Genomic DNA, 23,170 nt, shown 5'->3' on the forward strand with positions numbered 1-23,170 from the left:
GATGAAACATTATTGTGAATAGATTATTTTCCTCACATGTGATGCCTTTCCGCGCCCTCATCGACGCTTGCTGGAAAGAAAAATACACCGCATCGCGCTTTACCCGCGATCTCATCGCCGGGATAACCGTCGGGATCATCGCTATCCCGCTGGCGATGGCGTTAGCAATTGGCAGCGGCGTAGCGCCTCAATATGGACTCTACACCTCGGCGGTGGCGGGGATTGTCATCGCCCTGACCGGCGGTTCGCGCTTTAGCGTTTCCGGCCCCACCGCGGCCTTCGTGGTGATCCTCTATCCGGTGTCACAACAGTTTGGCCTGGCCGGCTTGCTGGTGGCGACGCTAATGTCGGGTATCTTCTTAATCCTTTTCGGCCTCGCCCGCTTTGGCCGTCTGATTGAATATATCCCGCTTTCAGTCACCCTTGGCTTTACCTCCGGTATCGGCATCACCATCGGTACCATGCAAATTAAAGACTTCCTTGGTCTGCAGATGGCGCATGTCCCAGAGCACTATCTGCAGAAAGTCGGCGCGCTGGTGATGGCGCTGCCGACAATTAACGTTGGCGATGCCGCCATCGGTATCGTGACGCTGGGTATTCTGATTTTCTGGCCGCGTTTGGGCATCCGCTTGCCGGGGCACCTGCCGGCGCTGCTGGCGGGCTGTGCGGTGATGGGCATCGTTAATTTACTCGGCGGACATGTGGCGACCATCGGCTCGCAGTTCCACTATGTCCTCGCCGACGGCAGCCAGGGCAACGGTATCCCGCAATTGCTGCCGCAGCTGGTGTTGCCGTGGGATATGCCGGGCTCGGAGTTCACCCTGAGCTGGTCGTCGCTGCGCGCGCTGCTGCCTGCCGCCTTCTCTATGGCGATGCTGGGCGCCATTGAATCACTGCTCTGCGCGGTGGTGCTCGACGGTATGACCGGCACCAAACACAAAGCGAATAGTGAGCTGGTCGGCCAGGGCCTGGGCAATATCATCGCGCCATTCTTTGGCGGCATTACCGCCACCGCGGCGATTGCTCGCTCCGCGGCTAACGTGCGCGCCGGCGCGACCTCGCCGATTTCCGCGGTGATCCATGCCCTGCTGGTGATCCTCGCGCTGCTAATCCTCGCCCCGCTGCTCTCGTGGCTGCCGCTGTCGGCCATGGCTGCCCTGCTGCTGATGGTAGCGTGGAATATGAGCGAGGCGCATAAGGTGATTAACCTGCTACGCCACGGGCCAAAAGACGACATCGTTGTGCTGCTGATGTGCATGTCGCTGACCGTGCTGTTCGATATGGTCATCGCCATTAGCGTCGGTATCGTGCTGGCTTCGCTGCTGTTTATGCGCCGCATCGCGCGCATGACGCGACTGGCGCCGGTCAACGTTGAAGTGCCGGACGATGTACTGGTGCTACGGGTGATCGGCCCGCTGTTCTTCGCCGCGGCGGAAGGATTGTTCACCGATTTGGAAAGCCGGATTGCAGGCAAGCGCGTGGTGGTGCTGAAGTGGGATGCGGTGCCGGTGCTGGACGCCGGCGGTCTTGACGCTTTCTTGCGCTTTGTGAAGCGCCTGCCGGAAGGCTGCGAGCTGCGGGTATCGAACCTTGAGTTCCAGCCGCTGCGTACTTTGGCGCGCGCAGGGGTCCAGCCGATTCCGGGACGCCTGAGCTTCTACCCTGACCGTACCGCGGCGCTGGCGGACATTGAATTAGCGCAATAAAAGGGAGCTCGCCGGAAAACATATCCGGCGAGCTGAATTCAGTTAGCTGTGACGATGCTGGTCGCGACGGCAGCGTTTATCGTAGTGGCGTACCCACCAATAGCGGTCGGAGACTCTTTCATGACCACCAACGCGAGCGCCCGCCAGCCACAAAACGGCGCCGACGAAAATACTCAACACCGCGCCATGAGCAAAGAATTGCGGCAGGTTAAATTGTGGAAGCTGGTTTAAAATAGAGTAACCAACGCCGACCACCATCACAACCAACCCTAAACCCATCAGTATGTTACCGAGTAACGAAGCGTTTCTGCGTTTCATATGTCACCTCCGGACCTTGGGCTACATGGGAATATCCCCAAAATTTATAGGTTAAGTATAGACAATAGGGATATGAGTGATTGCGTGAGTGATCACATTCGGGAACATCTGATCAACAAAAGTTTACAAATAAGCCACTGAACAACATCAAATTCTAATGGTTCAAAGTGGAAATTATCAGTAACGGTAGCGTTTCGCTGGCAGAATTTTGTCAAGCGCCGACGCAGGCAGTACACTACGCGGCAAAGAAAGACCCATGCAGGAATAAAAAGTGACGATAAAACTGATTGTCGGCCTGGCTAACCCCGGAGCGGAATACGCGGCAACGCGCCATAACGCCGGCGCCTGGTACGTAGATTTACTGGCGGAGCGCCACCGCGCGCCGCTGCGAGAAGAGAGCAAATTCTTCGGCTATACCTCGCGCCTGAACCTGGCGGGGGAAGACGTGCGCCTGCTGGTGCCGACCACCTTTATGAATCTCAGCGGCAAAGCCGTGGCCGCGATGGCTACCTTTTACCGTATTAATCCGGATGAAATTCTGGTCGCCCACGACGAGCTCGATTTACCCCCCGGCGTCGCTAAATTCAAACTTGGCGGCGGACACGGCGGTCATAATGGCCTGAAGGACATTATCAGCAAGCTGGGTAATAACCCAAACTTTCACCGCTTACGCGTCGGAATTGGCCATCCGGGCGATAAAAATAAAGTTGTCGGCTTTGTGCTGGGTAAACCACCGGCCAGCGAACAGAAGCTAATTGACGAAGCGGTTGATGAAGCGGCGCGCTGTACCGAGGTGTGGCTGAAAGACGGTTTAACCAAAGCAACCAACCGTTTACACGCCTTTAAAGCGCAATAAGCGTCCGACGTGCGGAATTTTTGCCGCACACCGTGTATAATAGGCGAAGCTATTTACTTTTCTACAGTCTGTTATTCATAACAGACTGATTATCCAAAGATTAAGGTGATTTAAATCATGGGATTCAAATGCGGTATCGTCGGTTTGCCCAACGTCGGCAAATCCACCCTGTTCAATGCGCTCACCAAAGCAGGTATTGAAGCGGCCAACTTCCCGTTCTGTACCATTGAGCCGAACACCGGTGTCGTACCGATGCCCGATCCGCGTCTGGACAAACTGGCTGAGATCGTCAAGCCGCAGCGTATCCTGCCGACGACCATGGAATTCGTTGATATTGCCGGTCTGGTTAAAGGCGCGTCCAAAGGCGAAGGCCTGGGTAACCAGTTCCTGACCAATATTCGTGAAACCGAAGCCATCGGCCACGTAGTGCGTTGCTTTGAAAATGACAACATTATCCACGTCGCGGGTAAAGTCGATCCGGCGGAAGATATTGACGTTATCAACACCGAGCTGGCGCTGTCCGACCTCGACACCTGCGAACGCGCCATTCACCGCGTGTCCAAGAAGGCCAAAGGCGGCGATAAAGACGCTAAGGTTGAACTGGCCGCGCTGGAAAAATGCCTGCCGCAGCTGGAAAAAGCAGGCATGCTGCGCGCGCTGGATCTGAGCAAAGAAGAGAAAGAAGCGATCCGCTATCTGAGCTTCCTGACCCTGAAGCCGACCATGTACATCGCCAACGTTAACGAAGACGGTTTTGAAAACAACCCGTATCTCGACCAGGTTCGCGCTATCGCTGAGCAAGAAGGTTCCGTGGTGGTTCCGGTTTGCGCCGCCGTTGAATCCGACATTGCCGAGCTGGACGACGAAGAGCGTGACGAGTTCATGGCCGAGCTGGGCCTTGAAGAGCCGGGCCTGAACCGCGTGATCCGCGCAGGTTACGCTCTGCTGAACCTGCAGACTTACTTCACCGCTGGCGTCAAAGAAGTTCGCGCATGGACTATTCCGGTTGGCGCTACCGCGCCACAGGCTGCCGGTAAAATCCACACCGACTTCGAAAAAGGCTTTATCCGCGCCCAGACCATCGCCTATGAAGATTTCATTGCTTATAAAGGTGAACAAGGCGCGAAAGAAGCCGGTAAAATGCGTGCGGAAGGGAAAGACTACATCGTTAAAGATGGCGACGTAATGAACTTCTTGTTCAACGTCTAATCCCGGACGATAAAATCCGCGCTCCGGCGCGGATTTTTCATTTCAAAGCCTCGCAGGTTTTATGACTCGCGAGGCTTTAAATTATCTGAATGGCGCATCTAACGGAATTTCTGCGTCAGGCTCGTGGGTAATTCGGTTACGCAGATCGCGACGAATCATTTCAATTGCCCAGAACCAAAAAATATGGCCAAGCAGTTCAGAAATATATTCATCAGCCGGAATGTTTAATAACGACGGCGTAAGTCCTAATAGCGGAAATGAAATCCAGTGTACCGCAATGGTGGCGACAATCCCGGCCCATACTCCCTGCCATAATTTAACTTTTGGGAATATCTCCGCCACCACGCAATAGCCAATCGCGAACACCAGCGAAAAGATGATATGCGTGACCATTACCGGATTGATGATATGCTCAGAGAAGGTGTACACGGTATGTGTAGGATCAATGCCAAGATAGTCGCGTAAAAAGAGATAAGGAGGATTAAATTCATCACGCCCACCGGAAAATGTTCGCGGCGGCAGAGGTACTTCCGCCCCCCACTTAACGAATGCCGACATAATTCCGGCAATAACCCCAACTAATAATGCGACGCCATAGCGACGCCGACCTAGTGCAGTTTGTACAAAAAAGTCCTTAATTGCCATAAATCCCTCGCCATGAATAATATTGTTACAGCATTGCAATATTCTTTAAGTCCGCGCGGGTATGGCTTGATCAAGATCACACTTTTTGTTCAAAAGATAAACAAAGCTAATATTTTTATGTCATCGCGGAGCATCAATTAATGCCCCGCGTGGCATTCTTTTAATCACGCCACCCCATTGCCGGTGCAACGTGCTTCAGAATAGACTCAATCACGTGAGCGTTATAATCCACGCCCAGCTGATTCGGCACCGTCAGCAATAAAGTATCCGCTTCTGCGATCGCCTCATCCTGTTTCAGTTGCTCGATGAGCTTATCGGGTTCAGCGGCATAGCTGCGGCCGAAAATGGCGCGGGTTTTCTCATCAAGAAAACCAATACTGTCGCTGTTATCCCGGCTGGAGCCAAAATACATCCGGTCGCGATCGTCCATCAGGGCAAAAATACTCCGACTGACCGATACCCGCGGCGTACGCGTGTGCCCCGCCTCCGTCCAGGCCTGACGATAAGCGCGGATCTGTTTCGCCTGTTGAATATGAAATGGTTCGCCCGTCTCATCATCTTTCAGCGTCGAGCTCTGCAGGTTCATACCGAGCTTCGCCGCCCACATCGCCGTGGCATTAGAGCCCGCGCCCCACCAGATACGCTCGCGTAGTCCGGCGGAATACGGCTCAAGGCGCAGCAATCCCGGCGGGTTGGGGAACATCGGTTGCGGGTTAGGTTTAGCGAAACCTTCGCCGCGTAGCACGTCCAACAGTACCTCAGTGTGGCGCCGCGCCATATCAGCGTCGGACTCGCCATCCTGCGGTTGAAAACCGAAATGACGCCAGCCATCAATCACCTGTTCCGGCGAGCCCCGGCTGATGCCAAGCTGTAAACGCCCACCGGCTATCAAATCTGCAGCGCCGGCATCCTCCGCCATATATAGCGGGTTTTCGTAGCGCATATCGATAACGCCGGTGCCAATCTCAATCTTTTTAGTTTTCGCGCCGATAGCGGCCAGCAGCGGGAACGGTGAACTGAGCTGGCGGGCGAAATGGTGCACCCGAAAATAGGCGCCGTCCGCGCCTAACTCTTCGGCGGCAACGGCCAGATCGATGGATTGTAAAAGCGTGTCGGCAGCGGAACGAGTCGCCGACTGCGGCGATGGCGTCCAGTGGCCAAATGACAAAAATCCAATCTTTTTCATGAGGATAGCCCCTGATTTGGCAAAACATTCAGCAGACGCGGAGATACTATTCCGCGTCTGTTTGTGGTTCCCCCTACTCTACCCCTTAACCAAAATGTATAAATGGCGTTTATTTAACAGAATGGTTCAAATAAATTGACCAAATATAACGATGGTTATTTCTGCATCAGCGCAAAAACGCCCCAACCGAAATATTCCCGGGTATTGGTGACGTGGCGAAGCGGTGCGGCATTGAGCTCCGCACGTACCTCAGCCGCAAATTCATCGTCGGGATTCGCCAGCAGCCAACGGCGCATCGTTAGCCATTTAGCGGCTTCATAACGGTCCCACCCTTCGCGGTCAGCCAGCACCATCTCAACAATGTCATAGCCCAGTTCGCCAAAAGTGGCGACCAGCGCTGGAAGCGGCAACAAATCGGCCACCGCAGAAACGCCGCAGGCGCGCGCCTGTTCTTCTGTGGCGGGCACCTTACGCCACCAGGGTTCCCCGATAAGTAGCATACCGCCAGGCTTAAGGCTGCGGGCTAACTGCGCCACGGTTCCAGCGACGCCGCCGGCTATCCACGTCGCGCCGATACAGGCCGCTACATCGTATTGCCGTTCGGCAACGTAACCTGCCGCATCGCTATGGAGAAAAGTGACGCGATCGCTAACGCCAAGCGCTGCGGCGCGTTGTTTAGCCTGCGCGGTAAACAATGGGCTCATATCAATGCCCAGACCGCCGATAGCATGGTCCCGCGCCCAGGTGCAGAGCATTTCACCAGAACCGCTGCCAAGGTCGAGGATCTGCGCCCCTGCCTGCAGGCGAAGTACGCGGCCAAGCGTGGCATATTTTTCCGCCGTGAAGGGGTTATGGATACGATGTTCACTTTCGCTGATGGTAAAGATACGTGGGATATCGATAGTTGTGGTCATGTCACTCTCCTTAGCGGTTATCCGGCTGGGCGCGAACGTTATTCAGCCCGCTGGTGTTGATGCGGTATGGTTGGCCGTTAACGGATTTAATCAGTTTTTTAGTGCGGAGCTTTTTGAAAACGGCGAGCGTACAGTCGCTGAGCAGTAGGCCTTCGCGGCTATAGCACTCCACGGCGATGACGCGGCCTGAGGTATCGCGAATGTGCGCAATACGTCCGCCTTTCGCGAGAACGTGTAAGGTACGTTGTTCCTGACGGGATAAATTCATACTGGAAAACCTGTTTAATCATCATGTGCAAAACGTGCAAACACGCAGCGGTGTCCGCATTCGATTTCAGCGCAGTGATAACCAGCCCGGCCTGAAAGGTCGGCAAACTGATTATCAGATGATTACATTCTCCAGCATCAAAGCCTCGGTAGAGTTGAAAGGTATTTACCGGCTGGATGATAACATCCAGTGACAGAAAGGATATTTATAAACGGGAAAATTGTGATCGGTATCTGAAATTGCGCCCCCGCCCCATGACGAAAGGCGCACAATGAATGGCAGCAACGCATTGCTCCTGATTACCACATCAAATCATCAGGTACTTTAAAGTCAGCGTACGGATCGTCTTCGTCCTCTGCTTCCTGGCTCAGGGCGCTGTTCAACACAATACTCTCGGCGTCGCGCTGGGCGATTTTATCCGCCACGCTGGCAGGAATAATCGCGTATTCATATTTACCGTTATTATCAACAGCAAGGCGGGCAATCGCCAGACGGCCGCTAATGAGCTGCGCCTGGGTGGTTTTATCCACATCAATGTTTTTGATGAGATTATTATCCGTAAAGTTAAAAGCGATATGGCCTTTCGCAATCGTGATTCGGTTCATTTCGATCAGCTGCTTAACCTGCGCTTTATACTCTTTTGCTAAAGCCGCTTGCTTTTGCTGCTCGCTGAGCTGCTTGTCGCGCTCAAGCTGGGCTTTTTTGTTTTCCTCAACGGCCTCGCGGGCTTCACGCGCCTGAACACGTGACTTTTTCGCCGTTCTCTGAACCTTAGCCATCTTTTTACTGGTGACCAGACCCGCTTTCAGCATCTGCTCTTGTAAGGTAAGTTTTGTCATCGTCGTTTCTACAATCGTTTGAATTATGATTCGGATACGGAAAATCAGGGTCAGACTTTAAGGAGCTTCACCGTGGCGTCGATGTCGATTTCATCTTCAGAGAAGATGAGCGTGGTGCCCTGAAAGGTAGTGATCGCCAGCTTTTTCAGCGTACGCATTTCACCCGGCTTCACGCTCGCTTTGGGCTTGATGCTGTTCATCAGCAGCCCCACGGAGAGCACCGCATTTTCCTTGTCGATACGCGTATCTGCTGGCACTTCCTCACTGTAGACCAGGTAAGACTTAATCGATGTCAGCTTCAGGCGCTCACCGGCAATATACAGATGTTTGCTTTCCGGGATGACCTTCACCGCGTAAGCCGATAGGCCTTTATTATTGGTCGTAGGTTCAAACGTGACCGCCGCATCTTTCTTAATCAGCTCCGGATTGGCGACCTTAATCACGTGAAAATAGCGGTTATCACCATTTTCATCTTTGATAAATCCGAAACCTTTATCTTTAAACCACGTTGTGATCGTACCGTTCATCGCCATTACCGCCTGATTAATCGTTTATCTACTCAATTTTGCAGCGCGCAGTTTAAAGCACAATGTCAGCGTAGACCATGCCTTTGCTCTAAGTGTTACCCGATATCGGCAATTGATCCTGGCTTTTGCCGAAAATTTGATTCATTAATGAGTACGGTTCATTCAGGAGAATGCATGATGCCTAATCTACCCTCCATTGCGTTGCTAGGTCCTGGCGCTATCGGCACGACCATTGCCGCCGTACTGCATGAAGCGGGCCGCAAACCGCTGCTCTGCGGGCGCACCGCGCATCAACGGTTGGTTTTGCGCCACGAAGACGGCGAAACGATCATTCCAGGACCAGTATTGACCGATCCACATACGCTGGAACACCCGATTGAGCTGCTGTTTGTGGCGGTGAAAACCACCCAGGTAGCGGATTGCGCGGGCTGGCTTACCGCGCTGTGCGATGAAAACACGGTGGTCTGCGCACTACAGAACGGCGTTGAACAGGAAAGTCTGCTTAAACCCTATGTTAACGGCGCAAAGGTGTTGCCTTCGGTCGTCTGGTTTCCGGCACAACGTGAGGCGGATGCTTCGGTATGGTTACGCGCCAAACCACGCCTGACGCTACCCGATACGCCGCAAGGGAAGAAGATAGCCGAGGTTCTCGACGGTACCCGCTGCACGGTTGAGTTGACGGCAGATTTCGCATCGGTCGCCTGGCGAAAACTGCTGCAAAACGCCGTCGCTGGCCTGATGGTGCTGGCGAATCGCCGCGCCGGGATGTTTTCGCGCCAGGACATCACCGGGCTGGCGCTGGCCTATCTACACGAGTGTCTGGCGGTGGCCCGCGCCGCAGGGGCGGTACTCGCCGATAGCGTGCCGCAGGAAATTGTTGATGGGTTTCATCAGGCGCCGGCGGATTTAAGCACCTCAATACTTGCCGACCGTCAGGCCAATCGTCCGCTGGAATGGGACATTCGCAACGGAGTTGTACAGCGCTATGGCCGAACGCTGGGCGTTGCCACCCCCATCAGCGATGTCGTCGTGCCGCTGCTGGCGGCTGGAAGCGAGGGGCCTGGCTAAGATTGCTTCAAAAAAATTACCGTATTTGTTATAGTGTTACTCACTGATTATTTACCTCTGCGGTGCCAAAAAGAACAAGATTCACCGCAACCCAGGACAAGAAAATGTTAGATTACCGCTTCCCGACAGCTTTGCAGATGGTTCTCAGCGTAGCGATGGCGGAGCAATTGGGTGAACGTTCGACGAGTGCGATCCTGGCCTACGGCCTGGAAGCCAACCCGAGCTTTATCCGTAAACTCATGGTTCCGCTCACCCGCGACGGCATCATCGTCTCCACGCTTGGCCGCAACGGCTCTATTCATCTTGGCCGTCCTGCCGATCAAATCACGCTGCGTGATATCTATCTTTCCGTTATTGAAGATAAAAAACTGTGGGCGTCCCGCCCTGATGTCCCGGCTCGCTGCGTGATCAGCGCCAACGCCTGCTGGTACTTTAAGTCCGTAGCCGATGAAGCCGAGCAGGCGTCGCTCGCGGTGTTAGCTCGCCATACCGTGGCAAGCGCCCTGGAAGAGGTCAAAAAAGCCGATACCAGCGGCTGCGATCCGCTGCCTGAGCTGACTGCCCGCTATAAAGAAGCGCATTAACTTTTCTTGTTGCGAAAAAAAACCGCCTTAAACGAAAAGGCGGTTTTTTGTTATTAGCAGCGACCTACTCAGGCAGGACGTCCCTAACCGGTTCGCCGCGCGTCACCAGTTTTCGCAGCGTCACGTAAAACACCGGCGTCAGGAACAGCCCAAACAGCGTCACGCCGAGCATACCGGAGAACACCGTGATCCCGGTGACGCCGCGCACTTCCGCCCCCGCGCCATGGCCAAGAATCAGCGGAATCGTCCCGGCAATAAAGGCAATCGAGGTCATGATAATCGGACGTAAACGCAGACGACAGGCTTCCAGCGCCGCTTCCATAATCCCTTTGCCCTGAATTTCCAGTTCGCGGGCAAACTCGACAATCAGAATCGCGTTTTTACACGCCAGCCCCATCAGCACCACCAGCCCTACCTGCACAAATACGTTATTGTCGCCGCCGGTCAGCCAGACGCCAAACAGCGCGGAGAGCATGGTCATCGGGACGATAAGGATCACCGCCAGCGGTAGCGTCCAGCTTTCATATAGCGCCGCCAGCACCAGGAATGCCAGCAGGACCGCGACCGGGAAGACGATCAGCGCCGTATTGCCCTGCGTAGCCTGCTGGAAGCTGAGATCCGTCCACTCAATATTCATCCCATTCGGCAGTATCTGCTTAGACATGCCTGCCAGCTGCGTCATCGCCTGGGTGGACGAGAGCACGCGGGGATCGGCATCGCCAATCAAATCCGCCGCCGGATAACCATTGTAGCGAATCACCGGATCCGGTCCGTAGGTGGTATTAATATTCACCATACTGCCAATCGGCACCATTTCGCCCTGATTATTGCGGGTGCGTAAATTAGCAATATCTTCCACGCTGTCGCGGAACGGCCCGTCAGCCTGCGCCATTACGCGCCAGGTACGCCCAAACTGGTTAAAGTCATTCACATACGATGACCCCAGATAAGTTTGCAGCGTCCCGAAAAGGTCGGTCAACGACACGCCCTGCGCTTTCGCTTTATCTCGATCGACCTGCACATCCAGCTGCGGCACGTTCGCCTGATAGGTCGATATCGGGAAATGCATCCCCGGCGTCTGCATAATCGAACCCGACATCGCGTTCACCGCGTTTTGCAACGCGCCATAACCCAGACCGGCGCGATCCTGAATATACAGTGAATAGCCGGAACCCTGACCCAGCCCTAAAATCGGCGGCGGCAGAATCGAGAAACCAAAGCCCTGCTGAATTTGCGCGATTTTGGCATTAATCTCGGCATTAATTTCCGCTGCGGTGTGTTTTCGCTGATCGAACGGTTTCAGACCAAAAAAGACCGTCCCGGTGTTCGGCGTATTGGTGAACTGCAGCGCATTAAGCCCCGGAAAAGCCACCGCATAATCCACGCCTTCGGTATTCATACCGATTTCGCTCATTTTGCGGATCACGGCGTCGGTGCGCGCCAGTGAAGAGCCTTCGGGCATTTTCACGCCGCCAATTAAATACAGTTTATCCTGCGTCGGAATAAACCCGCCGGGTACGACTTTAAACATCACGCCAGCGGCGCAGAGCAGCAGGACGTAGACCACAAACACCGCGCCGCGTCGCACGAGCGTTTTGCCTACCAGCCCCTGATAGCCGTTTGAGCTACGATGGAAAAAACGGTTAAACGGACGGAAAATCCAGCCGAACAAGCGATCGATAAGCCGGGTCGGGAAGTCTTTCGCCGCGCCGTGCGGTTTTAACAGCAGCGCAGCCAGCGCTGGCGAGAGCGTCAGGGAGTTGATGGCGGAGATCACCGTCGATATCGCAATCGTCACCGCAAACTGCTTATAAAACTGCCCCGTTACCCCGGAGAGGAACGCCATCGGCACAAACACCGCGCACAACACCAGCGCGATAGCGATAATCGGCCCGGAGACTTCGCGCATCGCCTGATGCGCCGCCGCTAGTGGCGCCAGCCCCTCTTCGATGTTTCGTTCGACGTTTTCCACCACCACGATGGCATCATCCACGACGATACCGATCGCCAGTACCAGCCCGAACAGACTCAGGGTATTCAGCGAAAAGCCCAGCAGATAAAGAATGCTGAAGGTACCCACCACCGATACCGGCACCGCGATAAGCGGAATAATCGACGCACGCCACGTCTGCAGGAACAAAATCACCACCAGCACCACCAACACTACCGCTTCCAGCAGCGTTTGCACCACCGCGCGAATCGAATCGCGCACAAACACGGTCGGATCGTACGGCGCCGCCCATTTCATATCTTCCGGGAAACGGGTGGAGAGTTCGTTCATTTTCGCGCGTACGGCGTTAGACAAATCGATAGCATTCGCCCCCGGCGACTGGAAAATACCAATCCCGACCGCGTCTTTATTGTTAAGCTGGGAACGTAACGCATAGCTACCCGAGCCCATTTCGATACGCGCCACGTCGCGCAGGCGCACCAGCGAACCGTCTTGCGCCGTTTTCAGAATAATATTGCCAAACTCTTCTTCCGTATGCAGACGCCCCTGGGCGTTAATAGAGATCAAAAAATCGCTCTCTTTCGGCAGCGGCTCGGCGCCCAGCTGTCCGGCGGAAACCTGAACGTTTTGCTCCTGCATCGCAGTCACCACATCCGATGCGGTTAACCCGCGCGCCGCAACCTTATTGGGATCCAGCCAGATGCGCATCGCATATTCACCCGAGCCAAAAATCTGGATCTGTCCGACGCCGGGCAAACGCGCGAGTTCATCTTTGACTTTCAACGTGGCGTAGTTACGCATATACAGTGAATCGTACTTACCGCCGGGTGAAAACAGATGCACCACCAACGTCAGCGTTGGCGATTGCTTCTGGGTGGTGATGCCTAAACGGCGGACATCTTCCGGGAGACGCGCCTCGGCCTGCGAGACCCGGTTTTGCACCTGAACCTGCGCCTGATCGGGGTCGGTTCCCGGACGGAAAGTGACGGTAGTAACCAATACGCCGTCAGAGCCTGCGACGGACTTCATGTACATCATATTTTCGACGCCGTTGATGGCTTCTTCCAATGGCGTCGCCACGGTTTCGGCGATCACTTTCGGGTTGGCGCCGGGATATTCCGCCCGCACCTGCACGCTAGGCGGTACGACATCAGGATATTCGCTGACCGGCAACAGCGGAATGGCGATCAAGCCGGTGATAAAAATCAGAATCGACAGCACGGCGGCAAAAATCGGCCTGTCGATAAAAAAGCGGGAAAAGTCCATATGGCGGATTCTCAGATAAGGGATCAGTTGAGGGCGGCGCTGGTGGTCATGGCAACGGTCTTCGCGTTAACCGGCATTCCCGGCATAAACACTTTTTGCAAACCATCGACGATGACTTTATCCCCAGGGTTCAGCCCCTGCTTGACGATACGTAAACCGGCAGCCAACCGCCCCGGCGCAATATCGCGACGCTGGGCTTTACCCTCTTTATCAACGATATAGACATATTTACGGTCCTGATCGGTCAGTACCGCTTTGTCGTCGATAAGCGTGGCTTTGAATTCAGCGCTACCCGGCAAGCGGACACGGGCAAAGAGTCCCGGCGTGAACAGACGCTGCGAATTGTCCAGCAGCGCGCGCATGCGGATCGTACCGGTGCTCGGCGTTAACTGATTATCCAGAAAATCCACTTTGCCCTGATGAGGGTAGCCCTCTTCGCCCACAAGGCCGATCTCAACCGGTAATGCCTGGTGGCTGCTGGAGGCCCCCTGCCCCCTGCGGGCAAGATTTTGGTAGTGAAGATAGGTCGACTCATCCACGTCAAAGTAGACATAAACCGTTTTCTGCGACACCAGCGTGGTAAGAACGCTGGCGGTATCACCAGCGGTGACCAGATTACCGCTGGTGATTAACGCGCGGCTGGCACGGCCATCAATAGGCGCGGTCACTTTGGTGAAGTCCAGATTAAGCTGCGCGGCATCAACCGCCGCCTGGGCGGCGCGAATATCCGCTTGCGCCTGGACCGCAGCGGAGCGGCGCTGCTCCCACTCTTCACGGGAAACCAGATTGGTATTGATTAATTTATCGGTGCGGTTTGCTTCACTGCGCGCCAGGCTGGCTTGCGTTTTCGCTCTCGCCAGGGTTGCCTGCGCCTGTTCCAGCGCCGCGCGATAGGTTCGATCGTCAATGGTGAATAACACCTCCCCCTTCTTCACCTCCTGACCGTCGGTGTAATTCACTTTATCAATATAACCAGAAACGCGGGGACGGAGCTGCACGCTTTCCACCGCCTCAATCCGGCCATTAAAGCTATCCCACTGGCTAATGGATTTCACCACCACCTCAGCGGCGCTGACGGCAGGCGCTTGCGGCGCGGCGTTTTGCGCGACGCCTTCATCGCAGCCGGCGAGCAGCGCCGAGAGTAGCACCATACCTACTGCAGTCAGATGACGTTTTCCCCAGGTTTTTTGCAGGCTCATTATTTTTATTCCGGTAATTGTCGCCGCCGGGCAAGACGCTGCGGGAGACGCTGCGCCACTTCCTTTGTCCGGGCAGGCTTAAGGCCATTTGTGTCGTTCATCGCCACAAAACTGTAACAGTTGCGAATACACTATCGCGGCGATTGTAGGAAGGCGCTAAACTAAGTGCAAGAATAATTGTTGCACTTTATGTGCTATTCATCTGGATCGAAAAAAGCCCATTTCAGGCAGGGAATTAATTGCAACAATAAAACTTGCAATTAATGCTAAAACGAGCCACCTTAAATGCAACAATTAAAGATGCTTTTATTATCTGCGTGGAGCAACAAGATGAACACTGCTGCGGTTATTCACGATCTACTCGATTGGATCGACAACAATCTCGAGAGCCGTCTGGATATTGAGACCGTTGCCAGGCGTGCGGGCTATTCGAAATGGCACCTGCAGCGGATCTTCAAGGAGCACACCGGTTACCCTCTCGCTGAATATATTCGCATGCATAAGCTACAAAGATCGGTCGAACGCTTAGCCAACAGCGACGAGCCTATTTTAAACGTGGCGATCGCACTGGGTTTCGACTCCCAGCAATCCTTTAACCGCAGCTTCAAGCGCCAGTATGGTCAGGCGCCCGGCGCCTGGCGACGCAGTATCTGCGGTGCAGAAACACAGCATTTACGCTAACCGTCGTGATAATCGTCCTCAGGGAATCGGCGAGCGAACAGTAGAAGCACCTATGTTTAGCAGCTATCAGGGCGTAGCGCCTACCGTTATGATTGGCACATACCAAACAAACAAGGACGCGTTACCATGCTGAACAAATCGCCGTTGGTGTTGTTATTGTTCCCTTTACTGCTGGCAGGTTGTCACCATCATCAGCCCACGCCGCGCGCGGCGGCGAGCGCCACTGAAGTAGACGATCTGTTCGCCAGCTTCCCTTCGTCGAAACCATCAAGTCGGGCGACCTACGCCCGACAGATAATGACCGCCATCAGGGCAAAAATGCCTGATTCCGTGGAATATCCCGGGCAAACCTGTCGGATTCGTTTGTCGCTGCAGCGTGATGGCACCGTGAATTCCGCGACCGTGGAAAAAGGGGATGAAGAACTATGCAACACTGTTGTATCCGCATTTATGCAAGCCGACATTCCCGCCGCGCCGGATGATGACGCTTATCAGACGTTTAAAAATACCAGTATCGATTTTAAAGCAAAAGACTAGCGCTTTATTACCAGCGCCACGGCATTCAACCGGCCGTAATTCGTAGTATATTAAAAGCAATCTCTGTTATCAGGTATACGGAATGTCTTACTCCATCGGCGAATTTTCCCGTCTTTGCGGCATCAATGCGACCACGCTGCGGGCCTGGCAACGCCGATACGGCCTGCTTAAACCCGAGCGTACCGATGGAGGCCACCGCCTGTACAACGATGATGATGTCCAACTGGCGCTAAAAATTCTCGACTGGGTAAAAAAAGGCGTGCCTGTAAGCCAGGTTAAACCGCTATTGACCCGCCCTGACGCGGGCCCTGGTGATAACTGGCTTGTCCTGCAGGACAATATGCTGCAGCGGCTGAAAGAGGGAAAAATCGAATCCCTGCGCCAGCTGATCTACGATGCCGGTCGGGAAAATCCCCGGCCTGAGCTGGTTTCCAACGTATTGCGCCCGTTACGCAGTAAAGTATCGGCTAATGTGCCGGCGATGCAGACCCTGCGTGAGATCCTCGACGGCATCATTATCTCCTACACCTCTTTTTGTCTTGAAGGCGATAAACGCGCGCCGGGCGATAACTCTCTGATTACCGGCTGGCACCTGAGCGACCCATGTGAAATCTGGCTGGAAGCGCTCATGCGTACCGGACAAGGTCATCGCATCGATGTGCTACCGATGCCGTCCACCGCGCTGGCCCCGGAAATCTTTCCTCAACGCCACTGGTTGCTGGTGACCACGGGCCAGCTCACCGCCGCACGCCAGAGACAGATAGATCTCTGGCGTCAATTGGTGATTTCTCTGGACGTTATCTCCTTGTAAAAAAGCTTTGCTCCCCTACGCCATGTTCTCCGCTAAAAAAGCACGCCAAAAACTTGGACAAAAATACGTGATTGTGTAAGTTTAATGTATCGGGCTAAACGTTTTTGCGCGATGGCCCATCCAGTGAGAACAAAGCGAGGAGTACGCCATGAATAAGCAACCTGTCATTGGCATCAGCGGCTGTTTAACCGGCTCGTCCGTGCGCTTTGATGGCGGACATAAACGATTGCCATTTGCGATGGATGAACTGGCGCCGTGGGTAACCTTCAAACCCATTTGTCCGGAAATGGCCATCGGTCTCAGCTCTCCTCGTCCGGCTCTGCGCCTGGTGCGGACCGACGAAGGTGAGATTCAGATGCGTTTTAGCAGCGAGCCGCACGACGATGTCACGGGCAAAATGGCGGACTTTACCGCCGGTTACCTGCCTGGGCTTGGCGAATTAGCAGGTTTTATCGTCTGCGCCAAATCACCTAGCTGCGGCATGGAACGCGTGCGCCTGTATGATGAAAAAGGCAACCGCGGGCGCAAAGAAGGAACCGGCCTGTTTACCCACGCGTTGATGGAAGCCTATCCGTGGTTGCCGGTAGAAGAGGATGGACGACTGCACGACCCGCAGTTAAGAGAGAATTTTGTCGAGCGTCTTTTCGCCCTGCATGAACTGAATACGCTGCGGGCCAATGGCCTGACCCGTCGGGCGTTAATGGATTTTCATAGCCGCTATAAACTGCAGCTACTGGCGCATCATCAGGCCGGCTATCGCGAAATTGGCCCTTTCGTCGCGTCGATGCATCAATGGCAAGACCTGGATGCCTTTTTCGTCGCCTACCGCGATAAGCTGATGGCGATCCTGAAAAACACCGCCTCCAGGAAAAACCACACCAATGTGCTGATGCATATTCAGGGCTATTTCCGCGAACGGTTGAATAGCCGCCAGCGCGGCGAGCTGCGTGACGTGATACTGCATTATCGCGCGGGGCTGCTCCCAATCCTGGCGCCCCTTACGCTGCTTAAGCATTACCTGGCCGAGTATCCTGATCGCTATCTGCAGACGCAAAACTATTTTGATCCCTACCCGCAGGCTTTAGCCCTGCGCCTGGGTGTTAATTAACCGCCAGGCGGTGTGCAATTACGACGAAGCGTGACTACTTCTTCTTGTTCATCATGGCTTTTAAATCGGCAAAAGGATTGTAGGTGGCTTCACCGACATCCTTTTGCGCATCTTCACCGGCCACCACTCTGGTACCGTACTGGTCGGCCTCAGTGTACTTGGAGTGCTCATGATCGTGGCAATAGAGGCACAATAGCTCCCAGTTGCTGCCATCTTCCGGGTTATTGGTATGATCGTGATCGATGTGATGTACCGTCAGTTCACGCAGGTTGGAGTAGACAAATTCGCGCGAGCAGCGTCCGCATACCCATGGATAAATTTTAAGCGCCTTCTCGCGATAGCCACTTTCCAGGCGGGCGTAGTTTTTGGGGATCAAAGCCATGGCAGATGTTACCTGTGATAAAGAGAGAATTTACGATAATAACGCCAATATAGCGTAAAACGGAGCAGGAAAGGAAATCGATGCGCTGAGGTGGCGGGGGCAAAATCCCGGCGTGGCGCCGGGAAGATGATTATTAATGGCTGGTCACTGCCGCCGCCGCGACCGGATGATCCGCTGAAGCGACAACCGTGGTACGCGCCACAGGATGGCGACCGTTATCGCTGGTTGCCGCCGCCACCGCCACCGGATGGTCCGCTGTGGCGACAGCCGTAGTACGCGCCACCGGATGGTTGCCATTATCGCTGGTTGCCGCCGCGACCGCCACTGGATGATCGGCTGAGGCTACAGCTGCGGTCCTTGCGACCGGATGGTAACCCGCGAAGGCAGAAATACTTGCTGATGCTAATACCAGGGTCAGAATAATCTTTTTCATAATATCACCTCTAATAATAATAACCTGAAAAAAACCAGGCAAAATATGGCAATAAATACAGCCAATGGATGATTTACCGTAGCAAGCGGTAGCGGGCATGAATAGCTCACTGTTATTTAATTATGGATAACCCGGTACACAACAAATAAAAACGGGAACCCTTAGGCTCCCGTTTCGCATTAATACAGAAAAATGGATTACATGTTTTTGATGATCGCGTCGCCGAACTCAGAGCATTTCAGCAGTTTCGCGCCTTCCATCAGACGCTCGAAGTCATAGGTCACGGTCTTGGCGGCGATGGCGCCTTCCATGCCTTTAACGATCAGGTCTGCGGCTTCGAACCACTGCATGTGGCGCAGCATCATTTCTGCAGATAGGATAATGGAACCTGGGTTCACTTTGTCCTGGCCGGCATACTTCGGCGCGGTACCGTGGGTGGCTTCGAACAGCGCGCACTCGTCGCCAATGTTGGCGCCCGGCGCGATACCGATACCGCCAACCTGCGCCGCAAGGGCGTCAGAGATATAGTCGCCGTTCAGGTTCATACAGGCGATAACATCGTATTCAGCCGGACGCAGCAGGATTTGCTGCAGGAACGCATCGGCGATCACGTCTTTAACCACGATCTCTTTGCCGGTCTTCGGGTTCTTGATTTTCACCCACGGGCCGCCGTCGATCAGCTCACCGCCGAACTCTTCGCGAGCCAGCTGGTAACCCCAGTCTTTGAACGCGCCTTCGGTGAACTTCATGATGTTGCCTTTGTGCACCAGGGTCACGGAATCACGATCGTTAGTGATCGCATATTCGATAGCGGCGCGTACCAGGCGTTTGGTCCCTTCTTCAGAGCACGGCTTGATGCCGATACCGCAATGTTCCGGGAAGCGAATTTTCTTCACACCCATCTCATCGCGCAGGAATTTGATAACTTTGTCAGCTTCGGCAGAGTCTGCTTTCCACTCGATACCCGCATAAATATCTTCGGAGTTTTCACGGAAGATAACCATATCGGTCAGCTCCGGGTGTTTAACCGGGCTCGGGGTGCCCTGATAGTAACGTACCGGACGCAGGCAAACGTAGAGATCCAGCTCCTGACGCAGCGCCACGTTCAGAGAACGGATGCCGCCGCCAACTGGCGTCGTCAGAGGACCTTTAATAGCAACACGGTAATCACGAATCAGATCGAGGGTTTCAGCAGGCAGCCAGACATCCTGGCCGTAAACGTGGGTAGATTTTTCACCGGTGTAAACTTCCATCCAGGAAATTTTACGCTCGCCTTTATAGGCTTTCTCAACGGCGGCATCAACCACTTTCAGCATCGCTGGGGTAACGTCAACACCGATACCGTCGCCTTCAATGAACGGGATAATCGGGTTATGAGGGACGTTCAGTTTGCCGTTTTGCAGGGTGATTTTCTGACCTTCCGCCGGAACTACTACTTTGCTTTCCATTAACCTCTCCTTCGAGCGCTTCTGGTTCTGCTCTTCCCTCTTCACGCGAGCCTGGTGTTGGCTTAGTCGGCCTACTCCTGAGTACCGGGTTGCCCCGCTAACCGGAGATTCGCGTCCGTGTTGCCTTCCTGCCTGTATTGCGAATCGGTTTGAGCAATTTTTTGTTAATAATTTGTAATGAGCATGTCAATACTACCTGAATGTTTGCGTCCATGAAAGGCATTCGTAATTAGGCTATAATGCGGCAATTGAGAGAGCCTGAAAATACCATGCAGAAAACTTCATTTAGAAAACATCGCGTTGAGCGATTCAGCACACAACAAGTGACCAGACAACGTAAAGAACGCCAGCTTAAAACTGTGATCTTGTTCAATAAACCCTACGATGTGTTGCCGCAGTTTACCGACGAGTCCGGGCGTCGCACGCTGAAGGATTTTATCCCTGTCGCCGGCGTTTACGCTGCCGGTCGCCTTGACCGCGACAGCGAAGGTCTGCTGGTGCTGACCAACGACGGCGCGCTACAGGCAAAACTGACCCAGCCCGGCAAGCGCACCGGCAAGATTTATTTCGTTCAGGTGGAAGGCGAACCTACAGAAGAAGCGATCCGCGCGCTGCGCGACGGAGTGACGCTAAACGATGGACCCACCCTACCCGCCGGCGTGGAGCTGGTGGATGAACCCGCCTGGCTTTGGCCGCGCAATCCGCCGATTCGCGAGCGTAAATCGATTCCCACTCGCTGGCTAAAAATCACCCTCTATGAGGGACGCAACCGTCAGGTTCGCCGGATGACCGCCCACGTCGGTTTTCCGACGCTAAGGCTAATTCGCTACGCCATGGGCGGCTATACGCTTGATGGTTTAGCCAACGGCGAGTGGCGTCAAACCGAATAACCGCATTCATAAGGAAGCTCGATGTTTAAACCGCACGTCACCGTCGCCTGCGTGGTACACGCCAAAGGCAAATTCCTGATTGTTGAAGAGACGATTAACGGCAAAGCGCTATGGAACCAGCCAGCCGGTCATCTTGAGGCCAATGAGACCCTGGCGCAGGCCGCCGAGCGCGAACTGTGGGAAGAGACCGGTATTCGCGCCGCGCCGCAGCACTTCATCCGCATGCACCAGTGGCAGGCCCCGGATAATACGCCATTCCTGCGCTTCCTGTTTGCCATTGAGCTTAACGATACGTGCGCTACTGAACCGCACGACAGCGACATCGATCGCTGTCTGTGGCTCAGCGCTGAGGAAATTCTTAACGCTAAAAACCTGCGCTCGCCGCTGGTGGCGGAAAGCATTCGCAGCTATCAGCAGGATCCGCGGCATCCGCTGTCGCTGATTGCGGAATTTAACTGGCCGTTCACAGGGGGTGCCTGAACGGTTGACGCGTGCTAGAATACGCCGCCTTGAAGTTCAATGTGGTGAGTATTCCAATGTCAGAAAGTCCAAAAAAAGTGATCGTCGGCATGTCCGGCGGCGTCGATTCCTCTGTTTCCGCCTACCTTCTGCAACAGCAAGGGTATAAGGTGGAAGGCCTGTTCATGAAGAACTGGGAGGAAGACGACGGTGAGGAATACTGCACCGCCGCTGCCGACCTCGCCGACGCGCAAGCCGTCTGCGATAAGCTCGGTATTGAACTGCATACCGTCAACTTTGCCGCAGAATACTGGGATAACGTCTTCGAGCTGTTCCTCGAAGAGTATAAAGCAGGCCGTACGCCGAACCCGGATATCCTGTGCAACAAAGAGATCAAATTCAAAGCCTTCCTTGAGTTCGCCGCAGAAGACCTCGGCGCTGACTACATCGCCACCGGTCACTACGTGCGCCGCGCCGATGTCAACGGCAAAAGCCAACTGTTGCGCGGGCTCGACGGCAATAAAGACCAGAGCTATTTCCTCTACACCCTCAGCCACGAACAAATCGCGCAAAGTCTGTTCCCGGTCGGTGAGCTGGAAAAACCGCAGGTGCGTAAAATCGCCGAAGAGCTGGATCTTATCACCGCGAAGAAAAAAGACTCTACCGGCATCTGCTTTATCGGCGAGCGTAAGTTCCGCGACTTCCTGGGCCGCTATCTGCCTGCGCAGCCGGGCAAAATCATCACCGTCGACGGCGATGAGATCGGCGAACACCAGGGGCTGATGTATCACACCCTCGGCCAGCGTAAAGGGCTCGGCATCGGCGGCACCAAAGAAGGTAGCGAAGATCCGTGGTACGTGGTCGATAAAGACGTGGAAAACAACGTGCTGATCGTCGCCCAGGGTCACGATCACCCGCGTCTGATGTCCGTCGGCCTGATTGCCCAGCAGTTACACTGGGTCGATCGTCAGCCGCTGCAGGGCACCCTTCGCTGCACGGTGAAAACCCGCTACCGCCAGACCGACATCCCCTGCACCGTGAAGGCGCTGGATGACGACCGCATCGAGGTTATCTTTGATGAACCCGTCGCCGCCGTGACGCCGGGACAGTCGGCTGTTTTCTATAGCGGCGAAGTGTGTCTCGGCGGCGGAATTATCGAACAGCGTCTGCCGCTGGCGTCTTGATCGACCATTTTCCGCCGGATGCCTGATTAACGCCCGGCGGGTTACAAGGAGTAAGCGTGGCGAAGAATTATTATGACATCACTCTGGCGTTGGCGGGCGTATGCCAGGCGGCGCGGCTGGTTCAGCAACTGGCGCATCAGGGGCATTGCGACAGCGACGCCCTGCACGTTTCGCTGAACAGCATCATCGATCTCGACCCGGATTCAACGCTGGCGGTATTCGGTGGGAGTGAAGCCAATCTTCGTCTCGGGCTTGAGACTCTGCTCGGCGTGCTGAATACCAGCAGCCGTCAGGGCCTCAACGCGGAGCTCACCCGCTACACATTAAGCCTGATGGTGCTGGAACGTAAACTCGCCGCCAGCAAAGGGGCGATGGATACCCTCGGCAACCGCATCGGCGGCCTGCGCCGTCAGTTAGAACATTTTGATCTACAATCTGAAACGCTGCTCAGCGCGATGGCCGGCATTTACGTTGACGTCATCAGCCCACTGGGGCCGCGCATTCAGGTCACAGGTTCCCCTGCCGTGCTGCAAAGCCCGCAGGTTCAGGCGAAAGTCCGTTCTACCCTGCTCGCCGGCATTCGTTCCGCCGTGCTATGGCATCAGGTTGGCGGCGGACGTCTGCAGCTCATGTTTTCTCGCAATCGTCTGGTTAACCAGGCAAAACAAATTCTTGCTCATTTAACCCCGGAGTTATGATTT

The 23,170-nt window shown here is 54.6% G+C and carries 25 protein-coding genes; 13 read left to right on the forward strand and 12 right to left on the reverse strand.

The annotated features are described in order from the left end of the window. Positions 1 to 14: 14 nt before the first annotated feature. The gene (dauA, locus tag ABLU86_RS19335) at positions 15 to 1,706 is read left to right on the forward strand and encodes a C4-dicarboxylic acid transporter DauA (protein WP_072050073.1); all 1,692 of its coding nucleotides are present in this window, start codon (positions 15 to 17) and stop codon (positions 1,704 to 1,706) included. 42 nt (positions 1,707 to 1,748) lie between these two features. Here dauA and ychH read toward each other — a convergent pair whose 3' ends face one another. Further along, positions 1,749 to 2,024, reverse strand: coding sequence for a stress-induced protein YchH (ychH, locus tag ABLU86_RS19340; RefSeq protein ID WP_015367115.1), 276 nt, complete (start codon positions 2,022 to 2,024; stop codon positions 1,749 to 1,751). Between the two features lie 271 nt (positions 2,025 to 2,295). Here ychH and pth point away from each other — a divergent pair, with 271 nt between their 5' ends. Continuing rightward, positions 2,296 to 2,880 carry an aminoacyl-tRNA hydrolase gene (gene pth / locus ABLU86_RS19345; RefSeq protein ID WP_015705080.1) on the forward strand — a complete coding sequence of 195 codons (585 nt, stop codon included), beginning with the start codon at positions 2,296 to 2,298 and terminating at the stop codon, positions 2,878 to 2,880. Positions 2,881 to 2,997: 117 nt separating this feature from the next. Then, a complete protein-coding gene (gene ychF, locus ABLU86_RS19350; RefSeq protein ID WP_015705079.1) occupies positions 2,998 to 4,089 on the forward strand; it encodes a redox-regulated ATPase YchF in 1,092 nt (363 codons plus the stop codon). 81 nt (positions 4,090 to 4,170) lie between these two features. On the opposite strand, the gene ABLU86_RS19355 is transcribed toward ychF, so the two are convergent. The 6 genes from ABLU86_RS19355 to ABLU86_RS19380 form a co-directional block, all read right to left on the reverse strand. Further along, positions 4,171 to 4,734, reverse strand: coding sequence for a DUF1440 domain-containing protein (locus ABLU86_RS19355; RefSeq protein WP_348796389.1), 564 nt, complete (start codon positions 4,732 to 4,734; stop codon positions 4,171 to 4,173). 160 nt (positions 4,735 to 4,894) lie between these two features. Beyond that, positions 4,895 to 5,920, reverse strand: coding sequence for an LLM class flavin-dependent oxidoreductase (locus tag ABLU86_RS19360; RefSeq protein ID WP_015367119.1), 1,026 nt, complete (start codon positions 5,918 to 5,920; stop codon positions 4,895 to 4,897). A gap of 155 nt (positions 5,921 to 6,075) precedes the next feature. Beyond that, the gene (locus ABLU86_RS19365; RefSeq protein WP_064569315.1) at positions 6,076 to 6,834 is read right to left on the reverse strand and encodes a class I SAM-dependent methyltransferase; all 759 of its coding nucleotides are present in this window, start codon (positions 6,832 to 6,834) and stop codon (positions 6,076 to 6,078) included. A 10-nt stretch (positions 6,835 to 6,844) separates the two neighbouring features. Then, a complete protein-coding gene (locus tag ABLU86_RS19370) occupies positions 6,845 to 7,102 on the reverse strand; it encodes a YjhX family toxin (protein ID WP_015705074.1) in 258 nt (85 codons plus the stop codon). Between the two features lie 299 nt (positions 7,103 to 7,401). Next, positions 7,402 to 7,941 carry a DUF2058 domain-containing protein gene (locus ABLU86_RS19375; RefSeq protein ID WP_015367123.1) on the reverse strand — a complete coding sequence of 180 codons (540 nt, stop codon included), beginning with the start codon at positions 7,939 to 7,941 and terminating at the stop codon, positions 7,402 to 7,404. A 50-nt stretch (positions 7,942 to 7,991) separates the two neighbouring features. Next, a complete protein-coding gene (locus ABLU86_RS19380; protein ID WP_020079125.1) occupies positions 7,992 to 8,474 on the reverse strand; it encodes a cold shock domain-containing protein in 483 nt (160 codons plus the stop codon). A 171-nt stretch (positions 8,475 to 8,645) separates the two neighbouring features. On the opposite strand from ABLU86_RS19380, the gene ABLU86_RS19385 reads away from it, so the two are divergent. After that, on the forward strand, positions 8,646 to 9,536 hold the full coding sequence (locus ABLU86_RS19385; RefSeq protein ID WP_259925030.1) for an oxidoreductase: 891 nt from the start codon (positions 8,646 to 8,648) through the stop codon (positions 9,534 to 9,536). 104 nt (positions 9,537 to 9,640) lie between these two features. Continuing rightward, positions 9,641 to 10,120 carry an Rrf2 family transcriptional regulator gene (locus ABLU86_RS19390; RefSeq protein ID WP_042892257.1) on the forward strand — a complete coding sequence of 160 codons (480 nt, stop codon included), beginning with the start codon at positions 9,641 to 9,643 and terminating at the stop codon, positions 10,118 to 10,120. A 64-nt stretch (positions 10,121 to 10,184) separates the two neighbouring features. Here ABLU86_RS19390 and oqxB read toward each other — a convergent pair whose 3' ends face one another. Continuing rightward, complete coding sequence (gene oqxB, locus ABLU86_RS19395; RefSeq protein WP_348796390.1) at positions 10,185 to 13,337, reverse strand: multidrug efflux RND transporter permease subunit OqxB; 3,153 nt, start codon at positions 13,335 to 13,337, stop codon at positions 10,185 to 10,187. A gap of 23 nt (positions 13,338 to 13,360) precedes the next feature. Continuing rightward, positions 13,361 to 14,536, reverse strand: coding sequence for an efflux RND transporter periplasmic adaptor subunit (locus ABLU86_RS19400; protein ID WP_015367128.1), 1,176 nt, complete (start codon positions 14,534 to 14,536; stop codon positions 13,361 to 13,363). A 330-nt stretch (positions 14,537 to 14,866) separates the two neighbouring features. Here ABLU86_RS19400 and ABLU86_RS19405 point away from each other — a divergent pair, with 330 nt between their 5' ends. From ABLU86_RS19405 to ABLU86_RS19420, 4 genes are all read left to right on the forward strand, one after another. Then, complete coding sequence (locus ABLU86_RS19405; protein WP_015367129.1) at positions 14,867 to 15,217, forward strand: helix-turn-helix domain-containing protein; 351 nt, start codon at positions 14,867 to 14,869, stop codon at positions 15,215 to 15,217. A gap of 126 nt (positions 15,218 to 15,343) precedes the next feature. Further along, on the forward strand, positions 15,344 to 15,754 hold the full coding sequence (gene tolA / locus ABLU86_RS19410; protein WP_087877284.1) for a cell envelope integrity protein TolA: 411 nt from the start codon (positions 15,344 to 15,346) through the stop codon (positions 15,752 to 15,754). Positions 15,755 to 15,836: 82 nt separating this feature from the next. After that, positions 15,837 to 16,565, forward strand: coding sequence for a MerR family transcriptional regulator (locus tag ABLU86_RS19415; RefSeq protein WP_015705067.1), 729 nt, complete (start codon positions 15,837 to 15,839; stop codon positions 16,563 to 16,565). Positions 16,566 to 16,713: 148 nt separating this feature from the next. Beyond that, positions 16,714 to 17,673, forward strand: a complete 960-nt coding sequence (locus ABLU86_RS19420; RefSeq protein ID WP_015367132.1) for a DUF523 and DUF1722 domain-containing protein — start codon at positions 16,714 to 16,716, stop codon at positions 17,671 to 17,673. A 34-nt stretch (positions 17,674 to 17,707) separates the two neighbouring features. Here ABLU86_RS19420 and yajD read toward each other — a convergent pair whose 3' ends face one another. The 3 genes from yajD to icd all read right to left on the reverse strand — a co-directional run bounded on the left by yajD (position 17,708) and on the right by icd (position 19,936). After that, positions 17,708 to 18,055 carry an HNH nuclease YajD gene (gene yajD, locus ABLU86_RS19425; protein ID WP_015367133.1) on the reverse strand — a complete coding sequence of 116 codons (348 nt, stop codon included), beginning with the start codon at positions 18,053 to 18,055 and terminating at the stop codon, positions 17,708 to 17,710. A 133-nt stretch (positions 18,056 to 18,188) separates the two neighbouring features. Further along, positions 18,189 to 18,488, reverse strand: coding sequence for a hypothetical protein (locus ABLU86_RS19430; RefSeq protein ID WP_015367134.1), 300 nt, complete (start codon positions 18,486 to 18,488; stop codon positions 18,189 to 18,191). Positions 18,489 to 18,685: 197 nt separating this feature from the next. Continuing rightward, positions 18,686 to 19,936: an NADP-dependent isocitrate dehydrogenase gene (gene icd / locus ABLU86_RS19435; RefSeq protein WP_015367140.1), complete on the reverse strand. Its 1,251-nt coding sequence runs from the start codon at positions 19,934 to 19,936 to the stop codon at positions 18,686 to 18,688. Between the two features lie 239 nt (positions 19,937 to 20,175). Between icd and rluE the strand changes: the two genes are divergently transcribed. Genes rluE through hflD form a run of 4 tightly spaced genes read left to right on the forward strand, consistent with a single transcriptional unit; the run spans position 20,176 to position 23,167 of the window. Beyond that, positions 20,176 to 20,826, forward strand: a complete 651-nt coding sequence (gene rluE, locus ABLU86_RS19440) for a 23S rRNA pseudouridine(2457) synthase RluE (RefSeq protein ID WP_032705674.1) — start codon at positions 20,176 to 20,178, stop codon at positions 20,824 to 20,826. 21 nt (positions 20,827 to 20,847) lie between these two features. Then, positions 20,848 to 21,306, forward strand: coding sequence for an NUDIX hydrolase (locus ABLU86_RS19445; protein WP_015367142.1), 459 nt, complete (start codon positions 20,848 to 20,850; stop codon positions 21,304 to 21,306). Between the two features lie 56 nt (positions 21,307 to 21,362). Beyond that, entirely contained in the window at positions 21,363 to 22,469 is a 1,107-nt protein-coding gene (mnmA, locus tag ABLU86_RS19450) for a tRNA 2-thiouridine(34) synthase MnmA (RefSeq protein WP_015367143.1), read from the forward strand. 56 nt (positions 22,470 to 22,525) lie between these two features. Next, entirely contained in the window at positions 22,526 to 23,167 is a 642-nt protein-coding gene (hflD, locus tag ABLU86_RS19455; protein WP_015367144.1) for a high frequency lysogenization protein HflD, read from the forward strand. Positions 23,168 to 23,170 lie beyond the last annotated feature (3 nt).

The organism is Klebsiella sp. JN_Kp121 (assembly GCF_040062145.1).
In the GTDB taxonomy this organism is placed as follows: Bacteria; Pseudomonadota; Gammaproteobacteria; order Enterobacterales; family Enterobacteriaceae; genus Klebsiella; species Klebsiella aerogenes.

Coding starts and splice junctions, on each gene's coding strand:
- ychH (WP_015367115.1), bottom strand. CDS start 2,024: ATGAAACGCAGAAACGCTTCGTTACTCGGTAACATACTGATGGGTTTA.
- ychF (WP_015705079.1), top strand. CDS start 2,998: ATGGGATTCAAATGCGGTATCGTCGGTTTGCCCAACGTCGGCAAATCC.
- ABLU86_RS19355 (WP_348796389.1), bottom strand. CDS start 4,734: ATGGCAATTAAGGACTTTTTTGTACAAACTGCACTAGGTCGGCGTCGC.
- ABLU86_RS19360 (WP_015367119.1), bottom strand. CDS start 5,920: ATGAAAAAGATTGGATTTTTGTCATTTGGCCACTGGACGCCATCGCCG.
- ABLU86_RS19365 (WP_064569315.1), bottom strand. CDS start 6,834: ATGACCACAACTATCGATATCCCACGTATCTTTACCATCAGCGAAAGT.
- ABLU86_RS19370 (WP_015705074.1), bottom strand. CDS start 7,102: ATGAATTTATCCCGTCAGGAACAACGTACCTTACACGTTCTCGCGAAA.
- ABLU86_RS19375 (WP_015367123.1), bottom strand. CDS start 7,941: ATGACAAAACTTACCTTACAAGAGCAGATGCTGAAAGCGGGTCTGGTC.
- ABLU86_RS19380 (WP_020079125.1), bottom strand. CDS start 8,474: ATGGCGATGAACGGTACGATCACAACGTGGTTTAAAGATAAAGGTTTC.
- ABLU86_RS19385 (WP_259925030.1), top strand. CDS start 8,646: ATGCCTAATCTACCCTCCATTGCGTTGCTAGGTCCTGGCGCTATCGGC.
- ABLU86_RS19390 (WP_042892257.1), top strand. CDS start 9,641: ATGTTAGATTACCGCTTCCCGACAGCTTTGCAGATGGTTCTCAGCGTA.
- oqxB (WP_348796390.1), bottom strand. CDS start 13,337: ATGGACTTTTCCCGCTTTTTTATCGACAGGCCGATTTTTGCCGCCGTG.
- ABLU86_RS19400 (WP_015367128.1), bottom strand. CDS start 14,536: ATGAGCCTGCAAAAAACCTGGGGAAAACGTCATCTGACTGCAGTAGGT.
- ABLU86_RS19405 (WP_015367129.1), top strand. CDS start 14,867: ATGAACACTGCTGCGGTTATTCACGATCTACTCGATTGGATCGACAAC.
- tolA (WP_087877284.1), top strand. CDS start 15,344: ATGCTGAACAAATCGCCGTTGGTGTTGTTATTGTTCCCTTTACTGCTG.
- ABLU86_RS19415 (WP_015705067.1), top strand. CDS start 15,837: ATGTCTTACTCCATCGGCGAATTTTCCCGTCTTTGCGGCATCAATGCG.
- ABLU86_RS19420 (WP_015367132.1), top strand. CDS start 16,714: ATGAATAAGCAACCTGTCATTGGCATCAGCGGCTGTTTAACCGGCTCG.
- yajD (WP_015367133.1), bottom strand. CDS start 18,055: ATGGCTTTGATCCCCAAAAACTACGCCCGCCTGGAAAGTGGCTATCGC.
- ABLU86_RS19430 (WP_015367134.1), bottom strand. CDS start 18,488: ATGAAAAAGATTATTCTGACCCTGGTATTAGCATCAGCAAGTATTTCT.
- icd (WP_015367140.1), bottom strand. CDS start 19,936: ATGGAAAGCAAAGTAGTAGTTCCGGCGGAAGGTCAGAAAATCACCCTG.
- rluE (WP_032705674.1), top strand. CDS start 20,176: ATGCGGCAATTGAGAGAGCCTGAAAATACCATGCAGAAAACTTCATTT.
- ABLU86_RS19445 (WP_015367142.1), top strand. CDS start 20,848: ATGTTTAAACCGCACGTCACCGTCGCCTGCGTGGTACACGCCAAAGGC.
- mnmA (WP_015367143.1), top strand. CDS start 21,363: ATGTCAGAAAGTCCAAAAAAAGTGATCGTCGGCATGTCCGGCGGCGTC.